The organism is Paenibacillus sp. FSL R5-0486 (genome assembly GCF_037975155.1).
Classification (GTDB): Bacteria; Bacillota; Bacilli; order Paenibacillales; family Paenibacillaceae; genus Paenibacillus; species Paenibacillus amylolyticus.
The window spans coordinates 2,472,738-2,499,115 of sequence record NZ_CP150237.1 but is presented as its reverse complement, the minus strand read 5'-3'; the positions used below and the strand labels follow the sequence as shown (position 1 = coordinate 2,499,115).

At 47.3% G+C, this 26,378-nt stretch carries 24 protein-coding genes; 3 read left to right on the top strand and 21 right to left on the bottom strand.

Features of this window, described 5'->3' with window-relative positions:
- Positions 1–42: 42 nt before the first annotated feature.
- The 14 genes from ylxM to MKY01_RS11180 all read right to left on the bottom strand — a co-directional run bounded on the left by ylxM (position 43) and on the right by MKY01_RS11180 (position 14,283).
- Positions 43–393 (bottom strand): YlxM family DNA-binding protein, encoded by a 351-nt coding sequence (gene ylxM / locus MKY01_RS11245; RefSeq protein WP_017689221.1) that lies wholly within the window; start codon positions 391–393, stop codon positions 43–45.
- Positions 394–655: 262 nt separating this feature from the next.
- Positions 656–1,303 (bottom strand): hemolysin III family protein, encoded by a 648-nt coding sequence (locus MKY01_RS11240; protein WP_017689222.1) that lies wholly within the window; start codon positions 1,301–1,303, stop codon positions 656–658.
- Positions 1,304–1,449: 146 nt separating this feature from the next.
- On the bottom strand, positions 1,450–2,463 hold the full coding sequence (ftsY, locus tag MKY01_RS11235; RefSeq protein WP_036609455.1) for a signal recognition particle-docking protein FtsY: 1,014 nt from the start codon (positions 2,461–2,463) through the stop codon (positions 1,450–1,452).
- A 108-nt stretch (positions 2,464–2,571) separates the two neighbouring features.
- Positions 2,572–6,141 carry a chromosome segregation protein SMC gene (gene smc / locus MKY01_RS11230; protein WP_339286425.1) on the bottom strand — a complete coding sequence of 1,190 codons (3,570 nt, stop codon included), beginning with the start codon at positions 6,139–6,141 and terminating at the stop codon, positions 2,572–2,574.
- A 218-nt stretch (positions 6,142–6,359) separates the two neighbouring features.
- Positions 6,360–7,064: a ribonuclease III gene (rnc, locus tag MKY01_RS11225; RefSeq protein WP_036670338.1), complete on the bottom strand. Its 705-nt coding sequence runs from the start codon at positions 7,062–7,064 to the stop codon at positions 6,360–6,362.
- Between the two features lie 13 nt (positions 7,065–7,077).
- Complete coding sequence (gene fabF, locus MKY01_RS11220; protein ID WP_036609459.1) at positions 7,078–8,316, bottom strand: beta-ketoacyl-ACP synthase II; 1,239 nt, start codon at positions 8,314–8,316, stop codon at positions 7,078–7,080.
- 177 nt (positions 8,317–8,493) lie between these two features.
- Positions 8,494–8,727 (bottom strand): acyl carrier protein, encoded by a 234-nt coding sequence (gene acpP, locus MKY01_RS11215; protein ID WP_024630176.1) that lies wholly within the window; start codon positions 8,725–8,727, stop codon positions 8,494–8,496.
- Between the two features lie 152 nt (positions 8,728–8,879).
- Positions 8,880–9,629 (bottom strand): 3-oxoacyl-[acyl-carrier-protein] reductase, encoded by a 750-nt coding sequence (gene fabG, locus MKY01_RS11210; RefSeq protein WP_017689228.1) that lies wholly within the window; start codon positions 9,627–9,629, stop codon positions 8,880–8,882.
- A gap of 37 nt (positions 9,630–9,666) precedes the next feature.
- Positions 9,667–10,599, bottom strand: coding sequence for an ACP S-malonyltransferase (gene fabD / locus MKY01_RS11205; RefSeq protein ID WP_339286424.1), 933 nt, complete (start codon positions 10,597–10,599; stop codon positions 9,667–9,669).
- 25 nt (positions 10,600–10,624) lie between these two features.
- Positions 10,625–11,614, bottom strand: coding sequence for a beta-ketoacyl-ACP synthase III (locus MKY01_RS11200; protein WP_036610885.1), 990 nt, complete (start codon positions 11,612–11,614; stop codon positions 10,625–10,627).
- An 8-nt stretch (positions 11,615–11,622) separates the two neighbouring features.
- Positions 11,623–12,618: a phosphate acyltransferase PlsX gene (gene plsX / locus MKY01_RS11195; protein WP_017689231.1), complete on the bottom strand. Its 996-nt coding sequence runs from the start codon at positions 12,616–12,618 to the stop codon at positions 11,623–11,625.
- The gene (gene fapR, locus MKY01_RS11190; protein WP_047842457.1) at positions 12,615–13,163 is read right to left on the bottom strand and encodes a transcription factor FapR; all 549 of its coding nucleotides are present in this window, start codon (positions 13,161–13,163) and stop codon (positions 12,615–12,617) included. The genes plsX and fapR overlap by 4 nt, the downstream gene beginning before the upstream one ends.
- 372 nt (positions 13,164–13,535) lie before the next feature.
- Positions 13,536–13,709 (bottom strand): 50S ribosomal protein L32, encoded by a 174-nt coding sequence (rpmF, locus tag MKY01_RS11185; RefSeq protein ID WP_017689233.1) that lies wholly within the window; start codon positions 13,707–13,709, stop codon positions 13,536–13,538.
- A 67-nt stretch (positions 13,710–13,776) separates the two neighbouring features.
- The gene (locus MKY01_RS11180; RefSeq protein ID WP_036609465.1) at positions 13,777–14,283 is read right to left on the bottom strand and encodes a DUF177 domain-containing protein; all 507 of its coding nucleotides are present in this window, start codon (positions 14,281–14,283) and stop codon (positions 13,777–13,779) included.
- Between the two features lie 463 nt (positions 14,284–14,746).
- Here MKY01_RS11180 and hmpA point away from each other — a divergent pair, with 463 nt between their 5' ends.
- Positions 14,747–15,982, top strand: a complete 1,236-nt coding sequence (gene hmpA / locus MKY01_RS11175; protein WP_339286423.1) for an NO-inducible flavohemoprotein — start codon at positions 14,747–14,749, stop codon at positions 15,980–15,982.
- A 219-nt stretch (positions 15,983–16,201) separates the two neighbouring features.
- Complete coding sequence (locus MKY01_RS11170; protein WP_339286422.1) at positions 16,202–17,434, top strand: nucleotidyltransferase; 1,233 nt, start codon at positions 16,202–16,204, stop codon at positions 17,432–17,434.
- A gap of 349 nt (positions 17,435–17,783) precedes the next feature.
- Here the strand turns inward: MKY01_RS11170 and MKY01_RS11165 are convergent, their stop codons facing one another.
- A complete protein-coding gene (locus tag MKY01_RS11165) occupies positions 17,784–18,824 on the bottom strand; it encodes a SepM family pheromone-processing serine protease (RefSeq protein ID WP_339286421.1) in 1,041 nt (346 codons plus the stop codon).
- 251 nt (positions 18,825–19,075) lie between these two features.
- On the opposite strand from MKY01_RS11165, the gene MKY01_RS11160 reads away from it, so the two are divergent.
- Positions 19,076–20,413: a nucleoside recognition domain-containing protein gene (locus MKY01_RS11160; protein ID WP_339286420.1), complete on the top strand. Its 1,338-nt coding sequence runs from the start codon at positions 19,076–19,078 to the stop codon at positions 20,411–20,413.
- Here MKY01_RS11160 and coaD read toward each other — a convergent pair.
- The 6 genes from coaD to MKY01_RS11130 form a co-directional block, all read right to left on the bottom strand.
- Positions 20,391–20,897, bottom strand: coding sequence for a pantetheine-phosphate adenylyltransferase (gene coaD, locus MKY01_RS11155; protein ID WP_085981453.1), 507 nt, complete (start codon positions 20,895–20,897; stop codon positions 20,391–20,393). The genes MKY01_RS11160 and coaD overlap by 23 nt on opposite strands.
- 1 nt (position 20,898) lies before the next feature.
- Positions 20,899–21,507, bottom strand: coding sequence for a 16S rRNA (guanine(966)-N(2))-methyltransferase RsmD (rsmD, locus tag MKY01_RS11150; protein WP_036609474.1), 609 nt, complete (start codon positions 21,505–21,507; stop codon positions 20,899–20,901).
- A 302-nt stretch (positions 21,508–21,809) separates the two neighbouring features.
- Positions 21,810–22,244 carry a hypothetical protein gene (locus MKY01_RS11145; RefSeq protein WP_339286419.1) on the bottom strand — a complete coding sequence of 145 codons (435 nt, stop codon included), beginning with the start codon at positions 22,242–22,244 and terminating at the stop codon, positions 21,810–21,812.
- Positions 22,245–22,373: 129 nt separating this feature from the next.
- Entirely contained in the window at positions 22,374–22,658 is a 285-nt protein-coding gene (locus MKY01_RS11140) for a hypothetical protein (protein ID WP_339286418.1), read from the bottom strand.
- 107 nt (positions 22,659–22,765) lie between these two features.
- Positions 22,766–23,071 carry a hypothetical protein gene (locus MKY01_RS11135; RefSeq protein ID WP_017689244.1) on the bottom strand — a complete coding sequence of 102 codons (306 nt, stop codon included), beginning with the start codon at positions 23,069–23,071 and terminating at the stop codon, positions 22,766–22,768.
- Between the two features lie 170 nt (positions 23,072–23,241).
- Positions 23,242–26,289 (bottom strand): glycoside hydrolase family 2 TIM barrel-domain containing protein, encoded by a 3,048-nt coding sequence (locus tag MKY01_RS11130; protein ID WP_339286417.1) that lies wholly within the window; start codon positions 26,287–26,289, stop codon positions 23,242–23,244.
- Between the last annotated feature and the right edge of the window lie 89 nt (positions 26,290–26,378).

Genomic DNA, 26,378 nt, shown 5'->3' with positions numbered 1-26,378 from the left:
AATACTGTTTTCAAGACCGATACGTTCCGCTCAGCCAATATTTCATTCACTAAGCTGAGCAACGATATCGTGTATTTGTTTGTTGTTATCAATGGAGACGCCTGCGCGTTCCAATGCATTTTGCAAATCTTCAAGATTGCGATTACGCCGTTCATGCTTTTCCAGCAAGCCCAGCTTGCTTTCGTAATTTTCCAGCACTTGTTCGGCACGCTTGATATGCTCGTATACCGCCTGGCGGCTGATCTCAAACTCGGCTGCAATTTCACCAAGTGAGAAATCGTCATGAAAGTAATACTTTAGAAAAGTCTGCTGTTTCTCGGTAAGTAACAATTCATAAAAAGCAAACAGCAAGTTAATCCGGTTTGTCTTCTCAAGCCGATTTTCTTGACTCACATCGGGGCACTCCCTTCGTCAAGGAAAAACACTTTACACTCTTGCAACGTTCCTAATAATACCTAAAACAAATCAGGTTGTCAAGCAAAAATACTTGTCACAATAAAAACAGCTCTGATGATACGTTATTTCGATGTTTAACGGGTGGTTTATACCCTTTTTCACTACAAGCAAATTCTATCTGTATCTCTGCGATCCACCTCTATGTAGAAGAAAAAACGAATGCGTCTCAGTCCGTGGAGATGCATCCGTCTATGGTGTTCTAACGAAGTGGTGTCAGGTACAGCAGTACCATAAAGAAATGAAGAATACTGCCTGCTAACACAAAGAGATGCCAAATCGCATGGTGGTACGGAAATCCACGCCACACATAAAAGAGCGTACCCAGTGTATACATCAGGCCTCCAGCAACCAGCAGCACAATGCCGCCTGTTGGAATGGCCGCCATAAGCGGTTGCCAGGCAATAACGATCAGCCAGCCCATCGCAATATAGAAAATCGTGGACATGAATAGAAACTTTTTCGTAAAAAATGCCTTAAAGATCACACCGAATAATGCGATACCCCAGATTATACCAAACAGGGTCCATCCAAGTGTACCGCGAACAGCAATAAACAAAAGCGGAGTGTACGATCCCGCAATAAATAAATAAATAGAAGAATGGTCGAAAATCTCAAATAAATCTTTCACTTTTCCATCTTTCCATGCATGCACGAGTGTAGAACTTGTATAGAGCAACAGCATGGTGATTCCGTAGATCGTAAAACTGACCACATGCCAAGCCGTGCCTTTCATACTTGAAAATACAATCAATATCACCAGTGCAGCTACACTGAGTGCAGCGCCGATTCCATGTGTCACCGCATTGGCGACTTCTTCACGGCGAGAATAGGTATACGTATTGGCCATTTTCAACCGTCCTTTCTAATCCTTTAACATTGCCTGCTTTATTCCTCCATTATACACGTATTGCCAGCGACATTACACGTGACACTTATCACGTATATCACTGGCAATACGGTTAACATCATTAATTCATTCTATTATTAATGATTCTAGGAATTAGCTTCCTCTTCTTCAGCACTTTCCGCTGGCTGTTCCTGGATCAATCCGGCGAACAAAGCATGCACAAATTGCTCCGAATCAAACGGCTGCAGATCATCAATTTTTTCACCAAGTCCCACGAGTTTCACTGGCAAGTCCAGCTCCTGACGGATCGCAACAACGATCCCCCCTTTGGCTGTTCCATCCAGTTTCGTCAGTACGAGGCCTGTTACACCGCTTTTCTCACCGAAAAGTTTAGCCTGGTTTAAAGCATTTTGACCTGTTGTTGCATCCAGTACCATCAGTACTTCATGCGGAGCATCCGGAATTTCACGTTGAATGACACGATAGATCTTGTTAAGCTCGTCCATCAGGTTAGATTTGTTTTGCAGACGACCTGCTGTATCACAGAGCAGAACATCCGCACCCCGTTGTTTCGCTGCCTGTACCGCATCATACATAACCGCTGCTGGATCAGAACCAGATTGCTGTTTGATCACATCGACACCGGCACGTTGCCCCCATACTTCCAGCTGTTCAATGGCTCCGGCACGGAACGTATCTCCAGCTGCCATGATGACTTTTTTACCTTGTTGTTTAAATCGATGTGCCAGCTTGCCAATCGTTGTTGTTTTACCAACACCGTTAACACCAACAAACAAAATGACGGTAATGCCATCCGGGTTCATTTTCAATTCGTTATTCTGTTCACCGCGAAGAAGACCCGTCAGTTTCTCGGACAATACAGGCTGCAGCTCAGCCGCATCCTCAATTTTGCGTTTTTTCACCTCAACGCGCAGGTCTTCGATCAGATTCATAACTGTATTCACACCAACGTCTGCTCCGATCAAAATCTCTTCCAGTTCTTCATAGAACTCTTCATCGATTTTTTTGCGACGGATTACGAGATCCGACACTTTTTCCACTAACCCTTTACGTGTCTTTTCCAATCCATCCTTAAACTGTTTGGTGACCGACTCCGTTTTGCTTGCAATGCTGTCTCTAAGCTTTTTAAAAAAACTCATAAAGCCCCTCCATCGTGTACATAATCTAAGCGGTTTTGCAAAAATGCTCAATCTGAATGATTTTCAATGATTACAATGAGTTCGTTTGTCTCGCAGGTTTGGATCAGATCAGGCAATTACTGCTTCCTCATCTTCCAGTTTAACCGAAACGAGCTTGGATACACCGCCCTCTTCCATTGTAACACCGTACAGCACATCTGCCTCTTCCATCGTACCTTTACGATGGGTAACAACGATAAACTGTGTCTGTTCGGAGAATTCACGCAAGTACTGGGCAAAACGTACCACGTTAGCTTCGTCCAGTGCTGCCTCAACTTCATCCAGCACGCAGAATGGTACCGGTTTGACATGCAGAATAGCAAATAATAAAGCCATCGCCGTCAAAGCCCGCTCCCCACCGGATAACAGTTGCAGGTTTTGCAGTTTCTTGCCTGGTGGCTGAGCCACGATATCTATTCCCGTTTCAAGCAAGCGCTCCGGGTCCATCAGAACAAGGTCAGCACGGCCCCCGCCAAACAGCTTGCTAAACACGGTACCGAACTCACGGCGGATGGCATCAAACGTGATCTTGAATCGCTTCGCCATCTCGTCTTCCATTTCCCGAATAACCTGATACAACGTTGTTTTAGCTTCCACCAGGTCATTCTTCTGTTCACTCAGGAACTCGTATCGCTCATTGACTCGCTGGAACTCCTCAATCGCTCCCAGGTTCACATCACCCAGGGCGGATATACTGCGCTTCAGCTTCTGTACCTCTGCCTGAGTATGCTCCACGTCTTCCGGCACAGGATAACGCTCTTTGGCCAGTTCATAGCCCAGTTCGTATTCATCGGTCAGTTTTCGCAGTATATTTTCCAGCTCAACATCCAGCCGGTTCACGGAAATTTCCGTCTGTCGCATCTGTTCTTCCACAGCTTTTAACTGTGTGCGCTGTTCCTTCGTTTCGCTCTCTGCAAGCTCAAGCTTTTTCGACAACTCACTTCGGGCAGCACGTTTGAAGTCCAGCTCCTGGGAAGCTTCCGCTTTTTTCAGCTTGTACTGGTTCAGATCTTCAATCTGTTTAACACTCTCGGTCTGTGTTTTCTTGAGATCTGCTTCCATCGAAGCCAGCAACGTACGATTCTGACGAAGATCTTTCACCAGCGACTCCACTTCCCGCTCCAGACGTCGCAATTGTTCTCCATTGGAGAATCGCTCCTGATCCAGCTTGCCTTCACGCACTTTCAATTCGGTGAGTTGGCTCTGCAATTCTTCCTTCGCAGATTCATTGGCTTTCCGAGCAAACTCGGCTGCATGAATGGCACGATGAGTCGCTTTTTCTTCCTCTTCAAGCTGCTCCAGCTTCTTCACAGCGACGATCCGAGCCGTATCCAGCTCTTTGATCTCTTCGGTAAAGCCACTCTTCTCCTGCCCGGCAACGGCAACCTGTTCAAGCACATGGCGAAGCTCATGCTCTACCTGTTTCATTTCCATCGAAGCCTGCTGTTCTGCATTTCGGGTATCATCACCGGACTGACGAAGTTCATCCAGTTTGTCCTGACACTGTTCCAGTTGGACTTTTACATCATCCACACTGCGATGCAGTTTCACGATTTGATTTTCCGTATCCAAAATATCCTGGTCGAGCTGGTCCAGCTGCCGTTTCCGGCTGAGCAGACTCACATTTTTCTTGTGCTGGCTACCACCTGTCATGGAACCACCCGCATTGACCACGTCACCTTCAAGCGTCACAACCCGGAAACGATACTGACAGCGAGCCGCAATTTTATTGGCGACCTCCAACGTTTCGGCAATAATAACATTACCGAGCAAGCTGCCAATGATTGAAGCATATTTGGATTCGAATTGTACAAGATCAGCACCGATCCCCACAAAACCCTCCATACCTTCAATCATAGAACGTTCAGCCGCTCCAATGGCACGAGGACGAATGACATCCAGAGGCAGGAACGTTGCACGCCCCAACTGGCGTTGCTTGAGAAAAGCAATTGCCTGTCTGGAAACTGATTCATTTTCCATGACCACATGCTGCAAGGATGCTCCCATTGCTGTTTCTACCGCAAGTTCGATCTTCTCGGGAACTTTTACGAGTTCAGCCACAGCTCCATGAACACCGCTCAGTGTACCTTTACGTGAAGCCTTGAGAACCTCCTTGACACCCAGCATGAATCCGTCAAAATCATCCTGCATCTCTTTCATCGTATCGCGGCGGGAAACTTGAGCTTCACGCTTCTGTTCCCATTTACGGACCGTACCCCGACTTTCTTCGAGCAGCTTCTGCAGCGACTGAAGTCGTTCACTTTCCGTAATGTAACCACCACGTAGATCGCTGATTTCTTTGCCCAAACGAACAACTTTTTTCTCAATGTCCGTTTTGCGACTCTCCAGTGTCTCTTTCTGCTCTTCCCATTTGCCTGATTCTTCAGCCGCGCGATTCATTCTGCGCTCCAGCGTTTCTTTCTGCTGATCCACATAACGAATTTCATTGCGTGTCTGAGCCATCTGATTCATCAGTTCCAGCAAATTGCCTTTGAGGCTTTCCTCTTGCTGCTGACTAATGCCACCTGTGACACCGATGAGTTTGGCTTCTTCCTGAGACAACTGATTTCTCACATCATTCAGTTCATGCTCAAGTTTGCCAAACTTCTCACGCAGTGCAAGTAGCTCGGTTTCCCGTTCGCGATGTCTCTCTTCACTGGCGGCAAGCGTTACTTTGAGCTGCTCCTGATTTGTTTGCAGATGGTGCGAGCGCTCCTTGAGCAATTCTCCAATTCCTTCACTTTTCTCCGTCGCTTCACTGAATTGCAATAAAGCAGCTTGCAGTTGCTCTGTCTCTGTTTCCAGGATACGCAACGCATTCCGATCATTTTCCAGCTTGGCATCATGCGTAGAGACAATCGCTGCGAGTCCAACCTCTTCCTGTTTTAGCGATTGCAGGCGCTCGTTCGCCTTACTCCAGGACGCATGAATCTGTTCGATCTGGTACACATACATGGAAATTTCCTGCGATTTGAGCTGAGAACGAAGTTCCTTATAGTGGATCGCTTTCTCCGATTGTTCCTTTAGCGGTCCAATCTGATCTTCCAGTTCAGTCACCAGATCATGAATACGCAGCAAATTTTGCTCTGTCTCATCCAGTTTGCGCGTCGCATCCCGCTTGCGGGATTTATATTTAACGATACCTGAAGCTTCTTCAAAGATACCTCTGCGATCCTCTGAACGGGTACTCAGAATCTCTTCGATTCGCCCCTGTCCAATAATCGAGTAGGCCTCCTTACCGATGCCGGTATCCATAAACAACTCCGTGATATCCTTCAAACGACAAGATTGTTTGTTAATAAAATATTCACTATCTCCGCTGCGATGTACACGACGAGTCACCGTCACCTCACCAAAATCCAATGCAAGTGCGTGATCCTCGTTATCAAGTGTTAGCGACACCTCACCGAAATTAACGGCTTTCCGTGCGTCACTACCTGCAAAGATGATATCTTCCATTTTGCCACCACGCAGCGACTTAGCACTTTGTTCCCCCAGAACCCAGCGAATTCCGTCCGATATATTACTCTTTCCACTTCCGTTCGGACCTACAACAGCCGTAATGCCACGAACGAACTCCATCTCCGTTTTGTCGGCGAATGACTTGAATCCACCCAATTCAATCCGTTTTAAAAACATAGGGTTTCTCGTCACCTCCTCTTGCAAATTTCAAGTATTGCATTCCAGCGCCTAAATAAATTGAACCAAAATAAAGTTCACTTATTTAGTTAACGATCAGGCTAACTCCCCCTGAACCTCTTTACAAAAAAAAGAGCAAAAAGCAGTCCGGCCGATTACTTCCGCCGGGGCGGACCCGCGGGCTGCTCTTTGCTCTTCGTTTGTCTATGCGCTATCGGTTAAGCTCCGGCTTCCGGAAGCTTCAGTCGATCAAGTGCTGCAGATGCAGCCTGTTGTTCCGCTTCCTTTTTGGAACGTCCTGTACCTCTGCCAAGCCTTTCTTGACCCATATGGACCTCCGAGACAAACTCACGTTCATGGGCAGGTCCCCGTTCCTCAACGATACGGTATTCCAAAGCTCCCATATTGTGATGCTGAGTAAGTTCCTGCAGTTCCGTTTTGTAATCACTCATTTGCAGCTTGCTGCCCAATACGATTAATGGGAAGACATGCTGATCAAGAAATGTCCGAACAGGCGCAAGCCCCTGATCCAGATACAATGCACCAATGAAAGATTCAAACACATCTGCCAGCAGGGCCGGCCGTGTCCGTCCTCCAGTTAGTTCCTCACCTTTACCAAGAAGTACATACTGCCCAAAACCCAACGCTTCAGCAAATTTGACGAGGGAAGGCTCACAGACAATGGATGCCCGCAGCTTAGTTAATTCACCTTCCGGACGGTTAGGATACAAATGATACAAGTACTCCGATACAGTCAGTTCCAGCACGGCATCGCCCAGAAACTCCAGACGCTCGTTGTCCTGATGCTGACTGAACCGGTGTTCGTTTACATAAGAAGCATGGGTAAACGCTTGTTTTAAAAGCTGCCTGTTGTCAAATTTGATTTGAAGTTTATGTTGTAACTGCTTCAGATCTTCACTCAAACGAACTAGCCCCTTATGCTTCAAATTTTTTGAGAATAATGGTGGCATTGTGACCGCCGAATCCAAATGAATTGGACATGGCAATATTAACTTTGGTTTGACGTGGAACATTTGGTACATAATCCAGATCACATTCCGGGTCCTGATTTTCCAGATTGATCGTTGGAGCCAGTGTCTGATGTGTCAGTGACAATCCGCAGATAACCGCCTCTACACCACCAGCAGCGCCAAGCATGTGGCCCGTCATGGATTTAGTGGAACTCACGGCGAGCTTGTACGCATGATCACCAAACGCCTTTTTGATCGCAAGCGTTTCGGATCTGTCGCCTACAGGCGTCGAAGTTCCGTGTGCATTAATGTAGTCCACTTCTTCAGGCTCAATGCCCGCATTACGAAGTGCCATCTTCATGCAACGTGCTGCTCCGTCCGGATCTGGTTCTGTCATGTGATGTGCATCACCTGTCAGACCGTAACCGATCACTTCACCATAAATGCGTGCACCACGTTTTTGAGCATGCTCTAGGGATTCCAGAATCATAACACCAGCGCCTTCGCCCATAACAAAACCATCACGTTCTGTATCAAAAGGACGGCTTGACTTCGCAGGATCATCATTACGTGTAGACATTGCGCGCATCGCACAGAACCCTGCAAGACCCGTTGGTCTGATTGTTGCTTCTGCACCACCACAGATCATGGCATCTGCATCACCATTGGCAATCAGCTTGAAGGAATCTCCGATGGAGTGTGTACCTGTTGCACAAGCGGTAACAACGTTAATGTTAGGACCTTTGGCACCAAGAGAAATGGACATTTGGCCTGAAGCCATGTTGGAGATCATCATGGGAATAAAGAATGGGCTTACCCGTTTTGGACCTTTTTGCAACAATGCATTATGTTGGTCCTCCCACGTACCCAATCCACCAATACCTGATCCGATGGATACACCGAAACGCTCTGCATCAATATTCTCGTTAATTTTCAGACCACTGTCTTCAACAGCTTTGAAGCCGGCTGCCACAGCGAACTGTACAAAACGGTCCATTTTGCGAGCATCCTTGCGATCCATATATTCTTCCGGGTTGAAATCCTTGATCTCGGCTGCAATCTGTGTCGTGTATTCACTAACATCAAACGCCTCAATCTGAGAAATTCCGGACTTTCCTGCCATTAAACTGCCCCAGAACGTTTCCAAATCTTTTCCGAGCGATGTCATTACGCCCATTCCGGTAATTACTACTCTTTGTTTCAAACCGAGTCACCTCTATATCGACTGCATTACGCAAGTATTTTGTGGGAATATCCGCAAACAGACATCTACTCAACCAAGATAGGCCTGTTTGAGTAGAGCAGCTTGCGGAATGAGAAAAACCAATGAATGATGAGAAGTCCCGCCTGTTCGAAAACATGTGCGGGACTAAAAATGACTTTAGGTATGAGATTGTATGTAGTTTACAACTTCACCTACGGTCGTGATTTTTTCTGCATCTTCATCAGAGATTTCCAAATCAAATTCATCTTCCAATTCCATGACCAATTCCACTACATCCAAAGAATCAGCACCCAAATCTTCTTTGAAAGATGCTTCAAGTGTAACTTCAGCTTCGTCTGCGCCCAAGCGGTCGACGACGATGCGTTTTACACGCTCCAATACATCGGACATCCGGTTCACCTCCTTCTTTGGTATTATACGAGAATCGCAGGCAAAATGCCATAGAAGACATATGCGGCTCCCGGCCGGGGAACCCGGCCTTTTTCCGGCATTTCGGATCGTCCAGCGCCTGTTCCCCGACTATTGTTCAAGTCCGGGAAGAATTACATGTACATGCCACCATCGACATGTAGCGTCTGCCCTGTCATATAAGATGAAGCCTGTGAAGCCAGGAAAGTGACTACACCGGCGATTTCATCCGGCTGACCCAAACGGGACAACGGAATACCACTTAGCATACCGTCCACCAGCTCCTGGGACAACTCTTTTGTCATATCTGTCTCAATGAATCCTGGTGCAACACAGTTAACTGTGATTCCACGAGAAGCCAGTTCACGAGCAGATGCCTTTGTCAGGCCAATGACACCTGCCTTGGCAGCAACATAGTTCGCTTGTCCAGCATTACCGAGCACACCTACAACCGAGGAGATATTGATAATTCTTCCCGACCGTTGTTTCATCATTGGACGTGTAACCGCCTTAAGGCAGTTAAACACACCTTTGAGATTGGTTTCAATAACCTGATCGAATTCTTCCTCTTTCATACGCATGATCAGATTATCACGGGTAATTCCAGCATTGTTCACCAGAATATCAACGTTGCCCCATGCTTCGAGTGTAGCTTTGACCATTTGTTCAGCTTCATCCATCAGGCCAACATTGGCTTGAAGTGTAATCGCCTTGACTCCTTTGGCACGAATCGCTTCTGCCACTTCCTCAGCTGCCGCTTGGCTACCCGCATAATTCACGGCTACGTTCGCTCCAGCTTCTGCAAGTGCCAGTGCAATACTGCGCCCAATGCCCCGGGATGCCCCGGTAACGAGTGCATTTTTACCTTCTAATGGTTTAGACATAATCATTCCTCCTTTCCCCAAATCTAATCCCTGCTAATCACTTCAACGCAATTGCCGTTGCTTCGAGCGTTTCAAGACTGTTCACATTGTACAGTTTTACGGTTTTATCTGTTTTTTTAATCAAACCGGTCAATACACTGCCAGATCCAATCTCGATGAACGTATCCACACCTTGCTCAATAAGCCATGTCACACTGTCTTCCCATAATACAGGAGAATAGACCTGAGCTGTCAACAAATCCTGAACCTGTCCATCCTCTGCAGGTCTTGCAGTCACATTAGCGACTACAGGGACCGCTGCCGGTGAGAACGTAACGGTTTTCAGTTTCTCTGCCAGCTTATCAGCTGCACCCTTCATCAATGAAGAGTGGAACGGACCGCTTACTTCCAATGCAATGGCGCGTTTACCGCCTGCTTCTTTCACTCGTTCCGCAACAGCAGCTACGCCTTCCTTCACACCAGAAATGACGATTTGTCCCGGACAATTAATGTTGGCAAGTTCAACCGCATGACCACTTTCAGATACGTCACGGCAAAGCACCCCCAGCGCTTCCCGATCCGCACCCAACACAGCAGCCATCGCTCCTTGTCCACCCGGTACTGCCTGTTCCATATACTGACCACGTGCCCGCACAGTGCTCACTGCGTCAGCAAACGAAAGAACGCCCGCTGCCACCAGTGCACTGTATTCTCCCAGACTGTGTCCAGCCGTATAGTCAGGCTGAATTCCTTTTTCTTTGAAAGCTTCAAGCAAGGCAATACTTGCTGTCAACAGAGCCGGTTGTGTATTTGATGTCTGTTTCAACTCGGTCTCCGGTCCTTCAAATACAAGGTTGCTCAGCGAGAAACCCAATGTTTCATCTGCTGTGCGAAAAATTTCGGTTGCCGCAGGCACGGACTCATACGCGTCCTTGGCCATGCCTACAGCCTGTGATCCCTGTCCGGGAAATACAAATGCTATTTTACCCATCTCATTCATCTCCCAGATGTCTATTTTACCAAACGAGTACCGATGCACCCCATGTCAAACCGCCACCGAATCCAACCATCAGAACGGTATCTCCGGCTTTCATGCGACCTTCCTCCGCTGCTTCTACCAGAGCAAGCGGTATGGAAGCAGCAGATGTGTTTGCATACTTATCCACGTTGACTACAACCTTTTCTTCAGGAAGTTCAAGTCGTTGCATCGCAGATTGGATAATCCGAATATTCGCTTGGTGAGGAACAAACAGATCCACATCCGTACGCTCCATACCAGCCTTGCGTAATACCTCAATGGTAGCCGTCCCCATGACACGTACCGCAAACTTAAACACTTCACGACCGTTCATGTTGATGTAATGTTTTTTATTTTCAACGGTCTCTGCAGTAGCAGGCAGACGGGAACCGCCGCCTTCCATCTGAAGAAGACTACCGCCAGCACCTTCAGCACCGAGATCGAACGCTTTGAATCCGCGACCTTCCGGAACTTCACCAACAACTACCGCGCCTGCTCCATCACCAAAGAGGACACATGTGTTACGGTCTGTATAATCCGTAATACGAGACAAGCAGTCCGCACCAATGACAAGTGCATTGTTGTACATACCGCTTTGGATGAAGCTCGTAGCACTAGCCAAACCGTATACAAATCCGGAACAAGCAGCCGACAGATCAAATGCCGCGGCACCTTTTGCACCCAATTTGTCCTGCAAGATGCAGGCTGTCGATGGGAACGAAGAATCCGGAGTAATGGTTGCAACAATAATCAGATCAAGATCACTGCCTGTCATGCCTGCAGATTCAAGGGCTTTAATAGCCGCCTCATATGCCAGATCAGAAGTTGCCTGATCGGGTGCAGCGATGTGACGCTCTTTGATTCCTGTACGACTGACGATCCACTCGTCATTGGTATCGACCATTTTCTCCAGATCGCTATTTGTCAAAATTTTCTCAGGCACATATTTCCCTGTACCAATAATCCCTACTGGGCGCAAATTATTCATATCGTCACTCACTTCCCGCTAATTTCCTTAGATATGCTCTCTACCAGCTGATTCTGCACTGCAATCCGAGCTTGGCGCACAGCATTTTTGATGGCATTGCCATCAGCAGATCCATGACTTTTCACAACCAGTCTGCTCAAACCGAGGAGTGGCGCTCCGCCATGCTCCGTATAATCCAGCTTTCGTTTCAACCCACGCAGCTCAGGCATTAGTACAGCTGCAGCCAGTTTACTTTTGAGAGAAGATGAAAATTGTTCCTTAAGCAAGGCGAAAATGGCACCTGCTGTGCCTTCCAGCGACTTCAGCAGGATATTCCCTGCAAAACCGTCACATACAAGCACATCACAAGCACCAGTCAGCACATCACGTGCCTCAACATTACCGACAAAACGAATTGGGAGTTGTTCCAGTAAAGGGTATGCATGTTTGGTCAACTCATTTCCTTTGCCTGGCTCTGTTCCTACATTGAGCAAGCCCACTCGTGGGGACTCAATGCCCTGTACTTTTTGCCGATACAAACTGCCCATCAAGCCATATTGTGCAAGGTGCTCCGGTTTGGCATCCATATTCGCTCCTAGATCCAGCGCAAGCACACCTACATCATCAATCGTTGGAATCATAGGCGCAAGCGCCGGACGTTCAATGCCTTCCATGCGACCTACAACAAGCAAACCCGCTGTCATGAGCGCTCCAGTATTGCCCGCCGAGATCATCGCGTCCGCTTCGCCCTCTTTCAGCATGCGGCCTGCGACCACCATGGAGGCATCCTTCTTGCGACGCACTGCTTTGACGGGTTCATCATCCGAACCAATAACTTCGGAAGCATGCCGGACCGTAAGATTGGCAGGTCTAACACCTGACTGACTCAAAAGAGGTTCCAGCTTGGCTTCATCGCCGATCAGGACGATCTGTGTATCCGCCCATTCCGTGGCTGCGGCAATCGCACCTTCTACCGTTGATGCAGGTGCATTGTCGCCTCCCATGGCATCAATGACGATTTTCATTCCAAATGACCTCCTTCTCCGCTGTCTTCTCCACCTGAATGGTAGATTACAAAGTTGCCTTGAAACACCATTTCTTCACCTACATAAGTGAATACTTCCACTTTGGCTTTGCCCTTTTGACCCGGAATCGATCTCACATAAGCCTTTGCAATACATTTCTCTCCCAAATGAACCGAACGGACAAAGCGAATGTCTGCTGATGCAGTCAACGCGATCTCGTCATTAATAATCGCTACAGCCAAGGAGTTGGCCTGTGCAAAGACATAGTGTCCGCGTGCAATCCCTGTTCTGGAAAACACGTGTTCTTCCTTAATCTCAAACAGGGAAATCCCGCTCTTATCCAGTTGCAGATCCACAATATCACCGATAATCTCATGCAAGGGCAACGAGCGTACCTGATCATACGAGAGCTCTGCCATCAGTTTCATCCGCTCCCGAAGTTCGGGTATTCCAAGTTCCAGCCTGTCAAGACGAATCGTCTGAATACTCACCTTCAATTGGCGTGTAAGTTCCTGATCCGTCACAAACGGGTTCTCTTCTATCATTCTGGTTAACTGCTGTTGCCTCTGTCTCTTCGGTACACGTTCGATGCCTGACACCCCCCGCTGTATCGTTTACGGAACCGTCCCGTCCGGCCAGTTCAACCATTCTTTCGTGTTGCTTCTATAGTTGCATCCCTGGTCACCAGGGTCGTTCTCAAACGGATTATGGTTCATCTATATGTAACGTCAAATCTTAGAACCTGGTACTAAACTATAGTATATCTCATCCAGTGTCAAAAAGAAAGACTGGCCTAACAAAAACAATTCACCCTTCTGGTGCAAAGATTTCATGCTAGTTAGCTCACTCTACCTACACTCTCTAATCCAAAAAAAGTAGCACCTCATCGAAATGAAGTGCTACTTAATGTCCAACTATTATTGAGAGATGATCTCTCTTGCTTTGTACGTTCCGCACACTTTGCACACGTGGTGACTAAGTTTAAGTTCGCCACATTGTTCACATTTCACCATGCCCGGTACAGCCAATTTAAAGTGAGTGCGACGTTTGTCGCGACGCGTCTTGGACGTTCTCCGTTGAGGTACTGCCATTATTCCCACCTCCTTATCAAAATCAACCTTTGCAGGTAGTCTTAAAATGTTCGATTTTCAATCATGCTCATTTAAAAAAATCCTTGAGCCCTGCAAGCCGCGGATCAATAACCTCGTTATCACAACCGCAGTCACCTTCGTTCAGCTCATGGCCACACTTGGGGCATAACCCTTTGCATGTATCGCTACATAGCGGTATAAACGGAAGATCCAGCAGAAAAGCTTCCTCGGCATAACCCTTCAGATCAACGCTATCTCCATCCACATAGAGCGTATCATCGTCTTCGTGTAATCCCTCTGGCTGTTTTCCCTGCTTGAATTGCTCATGAAAATCAATATGAAAATGTTCATTGATTGGCTTAAGACAACGGGAGCACAACATGTCCACTCCTACAGTCAGCTTGCCATGAACATCCACAACGTCACCTTCTCTGAATTCTGCAGATAAGTCCGCAGTCAGCGGGGTAACGGCTGTGATATCTTGTCGGTTAGAAACCAGTTCCTTGATCTCCCACTGTTCGTTAAACTTCAGGGGACCATCACTGGTAGCCACTTTGCGAAATGGCATTAACATTTCCATCACTCCAAACGAAACCAATTTCATAATTCGTATCAAACGTATCACGACAGTTATACAGGTCAAGCCTGCTTTTGTAAAGCAATAAATCCTGACTGTATGTATTCTGACGAATCTTCGTTAAAAGTATTATGAAATTGACTTAACAAACAAAAATCATTATACCGATTTTTCAAGACGTTTGTCAACACTTTTAACTTTACACCCTATTTTAAAACCAATGGCCCAGAACCGTTTACTCCATCTGGTCTATTATAGACTCACTTTAAGATAAATCACAAGTCGTCATTTTAGTTGTAGTTCCTTGCAAATAGCGGTCACATTTCGTTAACGTTTAGTGTGATCTATGTCACACAGACCCGCTTGTCCCCTATCTATACTTGCTATAAACCGAAACACGATCAGCTCCATGACCGATTTATTATCCAACTATTTCATATTATATCGGGAGGGAAAATGTATGTTAAGCGAGCACACAATTAGAGTCATTAAATCTACAGTACCCGTACTTGAAGTCCACGGCGAAGCGATCACACGTCATTTCTATGAAACGATGTTCACAGCTCATCCGGAACTACTGAATATTTTCAATCACGCAAATCAGAAACAGGGACGACAGCAAGCCGCCCTCGCCAATATGGTATACACCGCTGCCCTGCATATCGATAATCTGTCCTCCATCCTGCCTGCCGTCCGGCAAGTTGCACATAAACATCGCAGCCTGGGTATCGTTCCCGAGCAATATGTGATTGTTGGCACCTATCTGCTTCAAGCCATCAAAGACGTACTTGGAGACGCGGCAACGGATGAAATTATCACGGCGTGGGGCGAAGCCTACAATGTCATTGCAAATGCTTTTATCGGGATCGAACAGGACATGTATACAGAAGCGGAAAACCAGACGGGTGGCTGGGAAGGATTTCGTACCTTCAAGGTTGCCAAGAAAGTGCAGGAAAGTGAAATCATCACGTCCTTTTACCTCGTTCCAGACGATGGCCAGCCCATTGCCAGTTATGAACCGGGACAATACATCAGTATCAAAATCAAACCAGAGGCACAGTCATTTACCCAGATTCGTCAGTATAGCCTTTCAGATACCCCGGGTAAACCCTACTATCGCATTTCCGTTAAGCGTGAGCGAGGTGTATTAGAGCGTCCTGACGGAGTTATCTCTACGTATCTCCACGATCACATTAAAGAAGGCAGTCTGGTGGAACTATCCTCTCCTGCTGGCGACTTCACGCTGAATGCAGACGATAAACGGTCTGTTGTTCTCCTGAGTGGTGGTGTGGGTCTAACGCCCATGATCAGTATGTTAAATACGCTCGTTAACTTGAATGAAAATCGCACCATTACATTTTTGCATGCAAGTCCCAATGGTCAATCGCACGCGTTCCGTGATCATGTGAACAGTCTGGCCAAACGCAATCCGGGCGTTAAAACTTATTATTGTTATACTCAACCTGAGAATGCTGATCGTGAAAATGAGTATTTTCATAAGGAAGGTTATATGGATGCGGTCTGGCTTCGTCAAGTGATTGATGAACTGGATTCCACTTATTATCTGTGCGGACCGGTTTCGTTCATGCGGGCAGTGTATACGGAACTTCAGGCGCTTGGTGTTGCCGCGGACAACATTCATTATGAGTTTTTTGGGCCGAAAGCAAGTCTATCTCCCGCGCCGGAAAGTGTCTAAAGCGTGCTGATTTATTAAGTTGAAGAAGCCGTTCTCCGATTATCGAAAATGTGTAATATACAATAGATTTACAGGCACAGTCTGACATCTGCTGATGTTGGAATTGTGCCTTTTTCTTGTCTAAATTGGTGCATGATTTGATCTAATACATGACATCCCCTATGATGGAATGGATGTTATACATACTCGGTTATCCAATCGAAAGGAGTACGTCTAATCATGAATGCCGTAGGCGTCATAGTTGAATATAACCCCTTGCACAATGGGCATGTCTATCATTTGCAGGAAGCACGGCGGCTAAGCGGCGCAGACGCCGTTGTTGCGGTCATGAGCGGCCCTTTTCTCCAGCGTGGCGAACCCGCCATCGTGGGTAAAAGGGCACGCACCGAGATGGCGCTACACGCAGGCGCGGATCTCGTGCTTGAACTGCCGGTTGCGTACGCGGTCCAACCGGCCGAGTGGTTTGCCTTCGGTGCGGTCTCGCTGCTGCACCGCACCGGCGTTGTGGACTCGCTCTGCTTTGGCAGCGAGTCCGGCGACCTGGACAGCCTGCAGCGCATTGCGCGCGTGCTGGCTGTGGAGCCCGCAGGGATGCGCGAGGACATCGCGCGCCGCCTGCGGGAAGGCGCCAGCTACCCCGCCGCGTACGCAGGCGCGGCGGCGGCGCTGGCGCCCGGCGGCGTCGATGCTCACGACGCCGCTGCACTGCTGGAGCAGCCCAACAATTCGCTTGGGCTGCACTACCTGATCGCGCTGCAAAGACTTGGCAGCGCGATCCAGCCCTTTACGGCGGCGCGTACCGGTGCCGCGTATCATGAGGCGACGCCCGGGCCGGGGGCGATCGCCAGTGCAACAGCCGTCCGCCGCCTTCTGATGGCGGACGGCCCCAACGCCGCCGCGCCATACGTGCCGGCGGCAACCCTTGCCATTCTGCATCGCGAATGGCAGGAAGGGCGCGCTCCCATACACTGGGAGCGCTTTGCACAGCCGCTGTTGCACCTTGCGGCCACCCGCCGTGCCTCCGAGCTGGAACGCATCGCCGAAGTCACGGAAGGCCTGGAACACCGGCTGAGCCGTGCACTCGCTCAGCTCCCGGAGCCTTCAGTCGAAGCACTCCTGAATGCAATGAAGACCAAACGATACACACGCACCAAGCTCCAGCGTATGCTCGCACACCTGCTCCTGAATCACACCAAAGCCGAGTGTTCACCAGAGCAATTGGCTGCCGGACCCGGATATCTCCGAGTCCTCGGATTTAATACTCAAGGGCAGAGCCTGCTTAAACAAATGAAGAAAACCGCATCGCTTCCTGTTGTGCTGAAACCGTCGACGTTCACACACAATCAACTTGAACTGGATATACAAGCTCAGGTTGCGTATGGGCTCGCTTGCCAGCATAGGGACACACGCAAGATGTTCAGTGACTACTATGAGTCGCCTGTGAGACTGTAATCCGCTTTTGACCATATGGATTCATCTCCTAAGAAGCTTTTTGTTCCGTCATCAAACAGATCATTGATATCCACTATTCGTTAATCAAATATACAATTAAAAATCCCCTTGCTGCGCGCCGCTCAGGCACCTCGCAACAAGGGGATTTCCTTATTCACTTCTCTTGTTCTCTTAAATCTTTTTCTCTTAAATCTTTTGGGTATCTCTACCCCTTTGGGTCTAGTGAGTCTGTTGATCTTCTCAAATCTCTTGATCACATTTCTTCCACTGTAATCAATTTTTCCGATTTTATCCGTTCTTTATCCATCCGGTTCAACGTTGGCTCGATCTCTTCCGGCCCGATTATAACCTATGATTTCACGGACAAAGTTTTCAAATAAGCCAGCGCATCATCCACCGTGCTCACAGGCACAAGTTTCATTTTGGTGCCGATCTGTTCAGCCTTGGCTGCTGCTTCCTTATAGTTATCCTTCGGTACAAAGAAGATCTCCGCTTCTTTTCGATCAGCGGCTACAATCTTGTGTACTACACCACCAATGGCACCCACCACACCCTCCTTGGTAATGGTACCTGTACCCGCAATTCGATGCCCCTTGGTCAGATCTCCAGGTGTTAACTGGTTATAGATCTCCAACGTAAACATCAAACCGGCAGACGGACCACCAACCTGAGTGTCGGTAAAGGAGATCTGTTTGTCCGGCTCTTCAGCTTTCACCTTCTGAACCGTACCAATCATTACTCCAAGTCCCGGGCGGATTTCACCTGTTTTATTGTCTTTTACCTGAATCAGTTTCACGTCCCGGCTAATGGTCTCTCCTCCACGTTCCAGTTGCATTTCAACCGTATCTCCGACCTTTTTATCTTTTAACTGGGCAGAAAGCACCGTATTATCCGGCGTAGCTGTTCCGTTCACTCCCAGAATGATATCTCCCGGAGCAATGTCTCCTTCCGGTTTTGGATCTTCGGACAGTCCAAATACAAAGATATGTTCAGGTACAATAGAGTAAGTCACACCAGCCTGCTCATATGCAGCCTCCATTGCGGAGGATTGTGAGTCACTCATGAACCACACCTGTTCGGCAGAGTATTCCGCTTCGCTTTTGCCGCGCAGTCGGTCTTCCTTTTTATCCACTTGAGCATTTTTATTGAACAGAGAGGTTCCTAGCAAAAACACATTGGCATATGTTGCCGACACAGTTGTCATCATGAACACACCGCGTTCTTCCTGGTCTCCACCCTTAACGGTTACCATTGGTTTTACTTCATCTGCACTGCCAGGCATATATATGATATACGGCGTTGGCATGTACACGGCAACATAGACGACCAGAGCCACCACGATCACAAAGATCGAAGCTCTGAATCCGCCAGATTTCCGAATCCGATTCATCGCATGAGCCTCCGTTCTTTGTATCTCTATATAAGCTGAACTCTACACTAATCAGCAATCGTAATTCCATCTTGTTTAATCATTTTTTTCAAGTCTAACACTCTGGTCCTTGTGCATACAATGGTACAGGCCGGATAGGCCGCTGTATACAATAGCCTGTCCGGTCAAGGCCGAACCGCCCTTCGGGCGTCATTCGGCCGTCCATAACGATTCAGATGCCGAATCGGCGTTATCTGATATGAGGTGAAACGATGACATTACAGAGCGAGGTTAGAGATTCTGGCCCGTTACGAACGATAATTCTAAGTACCGGCGCTTTAATGTTGGTCATTGCAGTAGTTGCTTCCCCCAAAGAAGCGTTTGATGCCTCTATTCAAGGTCTGGATATATGGTGGAAAATCATCTTCCCTGCCATGCTCCCGTTCCTCATGTTATCCCAAATGCTCACTGCGTTTGGCTTCACCCACGCGATCGGCGCCTTGCTCGGACCGTTAATGCAACGCTGGTTTAGACTCCCAGGCAACGCAGGTCTGGCAATTGCCGTTGGCATGTGCGGCGGATTCCCCGCAGGAGCAGATGCGGTATCCCGTTTATTTCAGGATAGACAAATTACCGCCAAGCAGGCGGTTGTCCTTGCGGCGGCATCTCATTTTGCCAATCCAATGATGATCATACTGGTCGTTGGTGCTGCTTTTCTCCACCAGCCAGCGGCCGGATATTTTCTACTCGTGGTCCACTGGATCAGCGGCTGGATTGCTGCCATTCTTGCCACACGTCTCCTGCCAGCACCGGGTAAACAGAAAGACAGGGTTGGCTCGACAGCCTTACAAGCAGATAAGAACTCTCTTGATTCTCAGCCTGCAAGTCCTGCAAGTTCCACAAGTCGCTCATCTGCCCCCCACCATGCTACGAACAAACGACGCAGTATATGGTCTGATATGATGATTGCAGCCAGAGAAGCCCATAGTCGTGATGGAAGAGGATTTGGCAAACTGTTAGGTGACACTGTATCCCAAGCTGTGCAGACCTTAATGATGACTGGGGGATACATGATCGGTTTTGCCGTATTTATCCGGTTGGTCTCCCTTTATCTAACTCCTGGGTCCTCTGCTGCGCTGTGGCCAGCCTTCTTCGAGCTTCACCTCGGCACCTATCATTTGAGCCAGACTTCATTAACACCCATGCTGCTCATGTCTCTACTTGCAGCCGTTCTGGGATGGGGTGGTTTATGCTCCCATCTGCAAGTCTCTGCTGTCTTGAAAACAACTGGTCCGGGCAGCAAATCGATGTTGTACTTTGCCGGAGTTCGTCTGACTCATGGATTAATCGCCTTTTTCATCAGTCTGTTCCTATGGATGCCGTTCAGCCGTTATAGCACAGAAGTCTGGACCACATTACAGACGAATGCAGAGCAAGACCTCTCGACACCATTTGGTTGGCTACTCATACATAGTCCAGGTAACACATACACGATCAACACCATTTGGAGCATCTTCCCTGCTGCATGCATGGGACTTGCGTTACTTCTTGCAGTCATGATTAGTCTATCAGGTCTTACCTTCTGGTTTAACCGCCGGTTTTCTCGCTGATTTTCTGACGGAGCGCAGCTTCCACTTCAGGTGAGACAAGATCTGTAACATCTCCATGATAATGAGCGATTTCTTTGACGATGCTGGAACTTAAATAGGAATACTTCGGATTTGTCATCATAAATATGGTTTCCGCATCCGGGTTCAACTTGCTATTGGTCGACGCCAATTGCAACTCGTATTCAAAATCAGTTACCGAGCGTATACCACGAACGATGACCTGAGCTTCCTTTTGCCGGACGTAATTGGCTGTCAGATCGCGGAAACTGTCCACTTCGACATTCGGTAGATGGCGGGTTACTTCCGTAATCAGTTCCTTGCGTTCCTCCACCGTAAACAGCGGATTTTTGCTCATATTGTTCAACACAGCCACAATGACGCGATCAAATTGCTTCGACGCTCTGGCGATAATATCCAGATGCCCCATCGTTACGGGATCAAAACTTCCAGGATATACGGCGATCCGTTCCTGTCGATGTATCATTTCAGTCATGAGGAGCCTCCTCTTCCGGTGTAATGGATTCTCCATCTTCAACTGCTTCTGGCGCATAATAATAGATGGATACTGCCGTCTCCCCATACAAAGCCTTGCGCGTTTGTTCAAACGGGCCGAATTGCTCAGGGTAATCATGTTTGGATTCATATTCAAGCACGATGGTTGCTTCGGGTTCCAGAAGTTCCAGTTCGTGCATGGTTAACATCAACTCGTGCCCGTTCTTCATGCGATATGGCGGGTCGAGAAACACCAGATCAAATGTTGTGCCTCGTTTGGCGAGTGCCTTCAATGCCCGACCTGCATCATTACGATATACGGCCGCCTGGTCTTCCAGCTTGGTCGCCTTCAGATTCATGCGGATAACTTCAATACTTTTCGATTCCAAATCAACAAAAACAGCCTTGTCCATGCCGCGGCTCAGCGCCTCAATACCGAGACCTCCACTGCCTGCAAACAGATCCAATGCTGTGCCGCCCTCAAAATAAGGACCAACCATGCTAAATAACGCTTCCTTCACCTTGTCGGTGGTCGGCCGCGTACCCGTGCCAGGAACAGCCTTCAGCGGCCTGCCTTTTGCACTCCCAGATACCACTCTCACTTGACGAGTCACCTTTTCTCTATGTAAGTTTATTGATACGACTATCGTACCACACTCGGGTTCAGTTTGAAAAATGTGCGGTCTTCATTTCCCTTGGAAAATTGTTGACGAATTGTTGACGCATATGTATAAAAAGGAAACAATCGGGCGATTCTATAATTATCGACATCACAAGTGTCGTAGACAACCGCGGAGAAGACTTACGTTTCCCCATAAGCTCTTCGTCCGGTTTCTCCTCTCCCATGAAAAAGAAGCTCTCGAAAGAGGGCTTCTTTTTGTTGTTTATGTTTTCATTTATTTTGCTAGTTATACTTTTCTTCAAATTCACTTATGTCGGCTTGCTCTTCGGTCTGCAACCATCCGATCTCCCTCAGCCACATGCCCATATCTGCGATAAACTCAATCACTTTTAAATGTTCAATCTTGTATTTCTGGATCTTTTCACTTAAAAAAGCATAAAACTCATGGCTTAAGACATACCGTTGTTTGCTTTTGCTTAATGTCTTATACCGATCCTCGCTGACCACCAGATCAAAATAGATGACATTCTCCTTCTTCACATGCCTGACCGTGGACCTTCTCTCGTATTCCTCAGGAAGGCACCTGAAGACAAAGAATAGTTCAATATCAACTACTTGATATTTGCTTTCTGCTTGATCAAAAACAGACTGCAACTCATCCGAAAGATTGGCAACCTGCGTTACACCTGAAGTATCCGTTGATTTTCCGAAGATCATTATTGAAATCCTCCCGTTCATTTTCACCATTCATAATCATACAACTAGAAAAGGTTGATTAGTGATGTAACCTCCGTCAACCTTTCCTATGTTCATCCTTCTTGTGCCTTACCCCAACGTAGCAAGACCTTACGAGTTCAGCTCTCGATGTTTTCGATTGGAAAGTCGTAAATTGATCAATGGAATGATGAGTGCAACAACCGGCAAGAGAAGATTTATTGAACCATTCTTAATCATCATGAAGGTAATAAACAGCACGGCGAGCCAAGTCATAATCTCCATCATTTCATATTTGGTTAACGTCAGCTTGAAAGCTTTTTTCGAAATGAAACGAATCAAGAAATAAGCGATCAAGCTATAGAACAGGATCATTCCCAAGATATCAACTAGGATTATGAGGTACATATCCACCATAAAAATCTCACCCGACCCTTATATCATTTCCTTAATTTTACCATATAAGAGATAAGGTGTCATTACAAATTCCAAACCAGCGCTTCGTCAAGACTGGCAAATTACGCTTACTTCTCTTCAACAACAATCGTTGCATTATAGATCACAACACGTTTCCCATTGAGATCAAATAATACTTTATTCCCGTATTCCGTATCTTCCACGTCAATTTTGCCATCATAGGTCTGAATCAATTCACCATTATTGCTGTACACTTTAACAACCCTCTCCAGGCCACCCGAGTTATTGGACCTCATTGTTTTGAGTGCACGTTCACCTGAAGCGGTATTGAAATACCATATGAAACATCCAACTATGATGCCCAAGAAGACCAACACCGTCACCCATATACCAGTCTTTGCTTTTTTACTCATCTTGAACCCCCCTCTTATGTTTCCTGTCTCGTACATTACGAGGTTGGAGAGAGAACGGTTTCATACAATGCTTCTCAAGCTGTTCGTTGACATAACAAAACAGAGGCCTCCGATAGCGAAGACCTCTGTTCTTTATAGAATACATTCTTTATTCTGTACGATCCTTTTACTTACAGTGCTCGAATGACAAATTCAAATGTCAGTTCGCCGTCTGAAGGGATCAGGTATTCCGGATGAACCGGTGCACCCCAGCTGTCATCACCGCCAACACCCATTTGTTTACCCGCTACAGTCACGACCGTATAGTGTACAGGAGGCAATTCGTACGCATGTTGTGCGTTCTCCAGCTCAAATGCCGTATATGGTGAGACATTCAACTCGACTGGAGTTCCGGATGCTTCAATTTTGAAGCCACGTCCCGCGTTGTCTGTCAATTTGGCCCAACGTACGCCCGTACGGTTGCCTGATTCCTGTGGTACCAGATACGGAGCCATAGTATCAGCTACCTTGCTGCCATGGATACCCAGACGTGCGCCAAATGCGCGGTCTGCATAATTTTCTTCGGGTCCCATCGCAAGCCATTCCACGTTTTCGAAGTCAGGTGATGTTCTGAAGGACAATGCATGAATTGGCAAGTTCGGCAATCCAGCTGTACCTTTGTACGCATTATGCACACGCACGCTTCCATCTGCATGAACGGTATATACCACTTTCACTTGTACATCCTCCGAAATGTTGAGCTTGTACGTGAACTCGATCCGGTATTGATCCGGTTTCTGTTCCGCTTTCCACTCTACAGAACGTGGCATCAGACTCGCTGCATACCAGGCACCCAGTTCGAAGCCCATCGCCATACCTTTGTCATTATCCGTCATTGCACGCCAGAAGAGCGGTGCAGGTGGTACAGCAATCGTCTCACGACCGGACAATTTCAGGGAAACCAGTGTCCCAAACTGTTTGGAGAATAGCGCGTGTGTCTTGCCAGCACGAACACCGATGTTAACGTCACCTTCGATAACTTGTACATCACTTACAAGATTCAAGTCGACTTCAACTGCATCATTGACCTGATCCTGTGTGAAAATAAACTGTCCAAATGCCACTTCTTCGCCTTTGTCAGCCCACGTTGTAGCAGCTTTCAACACAAGTGCAGTGTTCACAGCGTACTCGCCGCCCGCCAGAGCTTCTGCACCAAGCGGAAGTTTTACTACCGTCTCGCTTTGGGCATCCACGTTCACTTCCAGTGTTCCACGAAGCACTTCATGTCCCTCGTGCTCCAGGCTGTATACCAGTTCCAGCGCAGATGTATCTGCGAACAGATTACCGTTCACAATTTTAACGCCTTCACGATCCGGGAACAGCTTGATGTTCTGGTAAAGGAATTTAACCTCCTGCATTTTCGCAGTTACTTTACGGTCAGCATGGACAATACCGTTGCCACAGAACGAATAGTCTGATGGACGATCACCAAAATCTCCGCCATAAGCGAGGAATTCTTTGCCGTAACGATCTTTTTTATAAATGGATTGGTCGATGTAATCCCAGATGAATCCACCTTGATACATCGGATATTTGTCTTCCAACTCCGTATATTTGTGCATACCGCCAATAGAGTTACCCATGGCATGCATGTACTCACAGCTGATATACGGCTTGGTTGGGTTTGCATTCAGGAATTCCTCAATGTCCGCCGGTTTGGCATACATGCGAGTCTCCATATCACTTGTTTCATCGAAACGGCGATCATGGAATACACCTTCGTAATGTACCAGACGTGTTGGATCAGCCGATTTGAAGTATTGGGATACTTTGTAGATGACTTCACCACCATGTGATTCATTACCACAAGACCAGATCAGAATGGACGGATGGTTTTTGTCACGCTCCACCATGGATACAGCGCGGTCCATAACGATATCATGCCATTCCGGTTTGTCACCTGGAATAACCCATGAAGGCTCAACGGCACCAAGTTTCTGCCAAGATCCGTGTGTCTCCAGGTTCATCTCGTCAATAACATAAAGTCCGTATTCATCACACAACTCATACCAAAGACTTTGGTTTGGATAGTGTGACGTACGTACGGCATTCATGTTGTTCTGTTTGATGGTACGAACATCCCACAGCATGTCTTCCTTCGTAACCGCACGTCCACGACGCGGGTTGAACTCATGACGATTCACACCTTTGAATACGATACGTTTACCGTTGATGTGCATCACTTTATCAATCATTTCAAATGTACGGAAACCAACAGCTTGAGGAACAACCTCAACCAGTGCACCCGCAGCATCATATACACGAATATAGAGACGGTACAAGTATGGAATCTCTGCGCTCCACAGGTTCACTGTACCGATATCTTCACGAAGACTTACTTGTCCATCGTTAACTTTGGATTCAAACGTTTTAACGGTATTGCCTTCACGATCACGAAGTTCAGCCTCTACTCGCGCTCCAGCAACCGCTTTTCCTTCCAGTTTCAAATCTAGTTGCAATGTACCGTTGGTATAGGACTTGTCCAGATCTGTGCGAACATGAACATCACGAACGTGTGCAGTTGGGACGGTATACAGATACACATCTCTGAAAATACCGGAGAAACGCCAGAAATCCTGATCTTCCAGCCAGCTGCCTGTGCTGCGTTGATACACCTCAACTGCGAGTTTGTTCTCTCCATCCTGAAGGAATGGCGTCAGGTCAAAATCAGATGGCGTGAAGCTGTCTTCCCCGTATCCTACAAATTGTCCATTAAGCCATACATAGAATGCAGACTCTACACCTTGAAAAGAAATATATACCGGATTCGACTCCCAACCTGTCGGCAGGTGGAATGTGCGAATGTAACTTCCAACCGGATTTTTATCCTGTGGTAATGCCGGCGGACGAATTTCGTTCAGACCATCCCATGGATATTGTGTATTAACATATTGAATCTGTCCGTATCCCTGTAGCTGGATATGCCCCGGAACTTCAATATCATCCCAGCCTTCACTGGAAAAATCGGATGTATAGAAAAACTCAGAACGGCTGTCTGGACGAATCGCATAGTTGAATTTCCACGTACCATTCAGATCATAACGCATGGACATCGCGCCTGAACCTACAGCCTCGTCCATTGTTTGGTAGTAACGGTGATCGGAATAGGCATGAAGACGGTTTACCTCAAATACACTTACGTCCCCCAACCAGTTGATATCTGCCTTTGTAGCTTTCATCGGCTCTCTCTCCCTTTAAAACGTTATAGTTTTTTGACTTATTCAAGGTTTACGCTGGATTTCCTTTTGCTTTACATAAACAAAAAAGA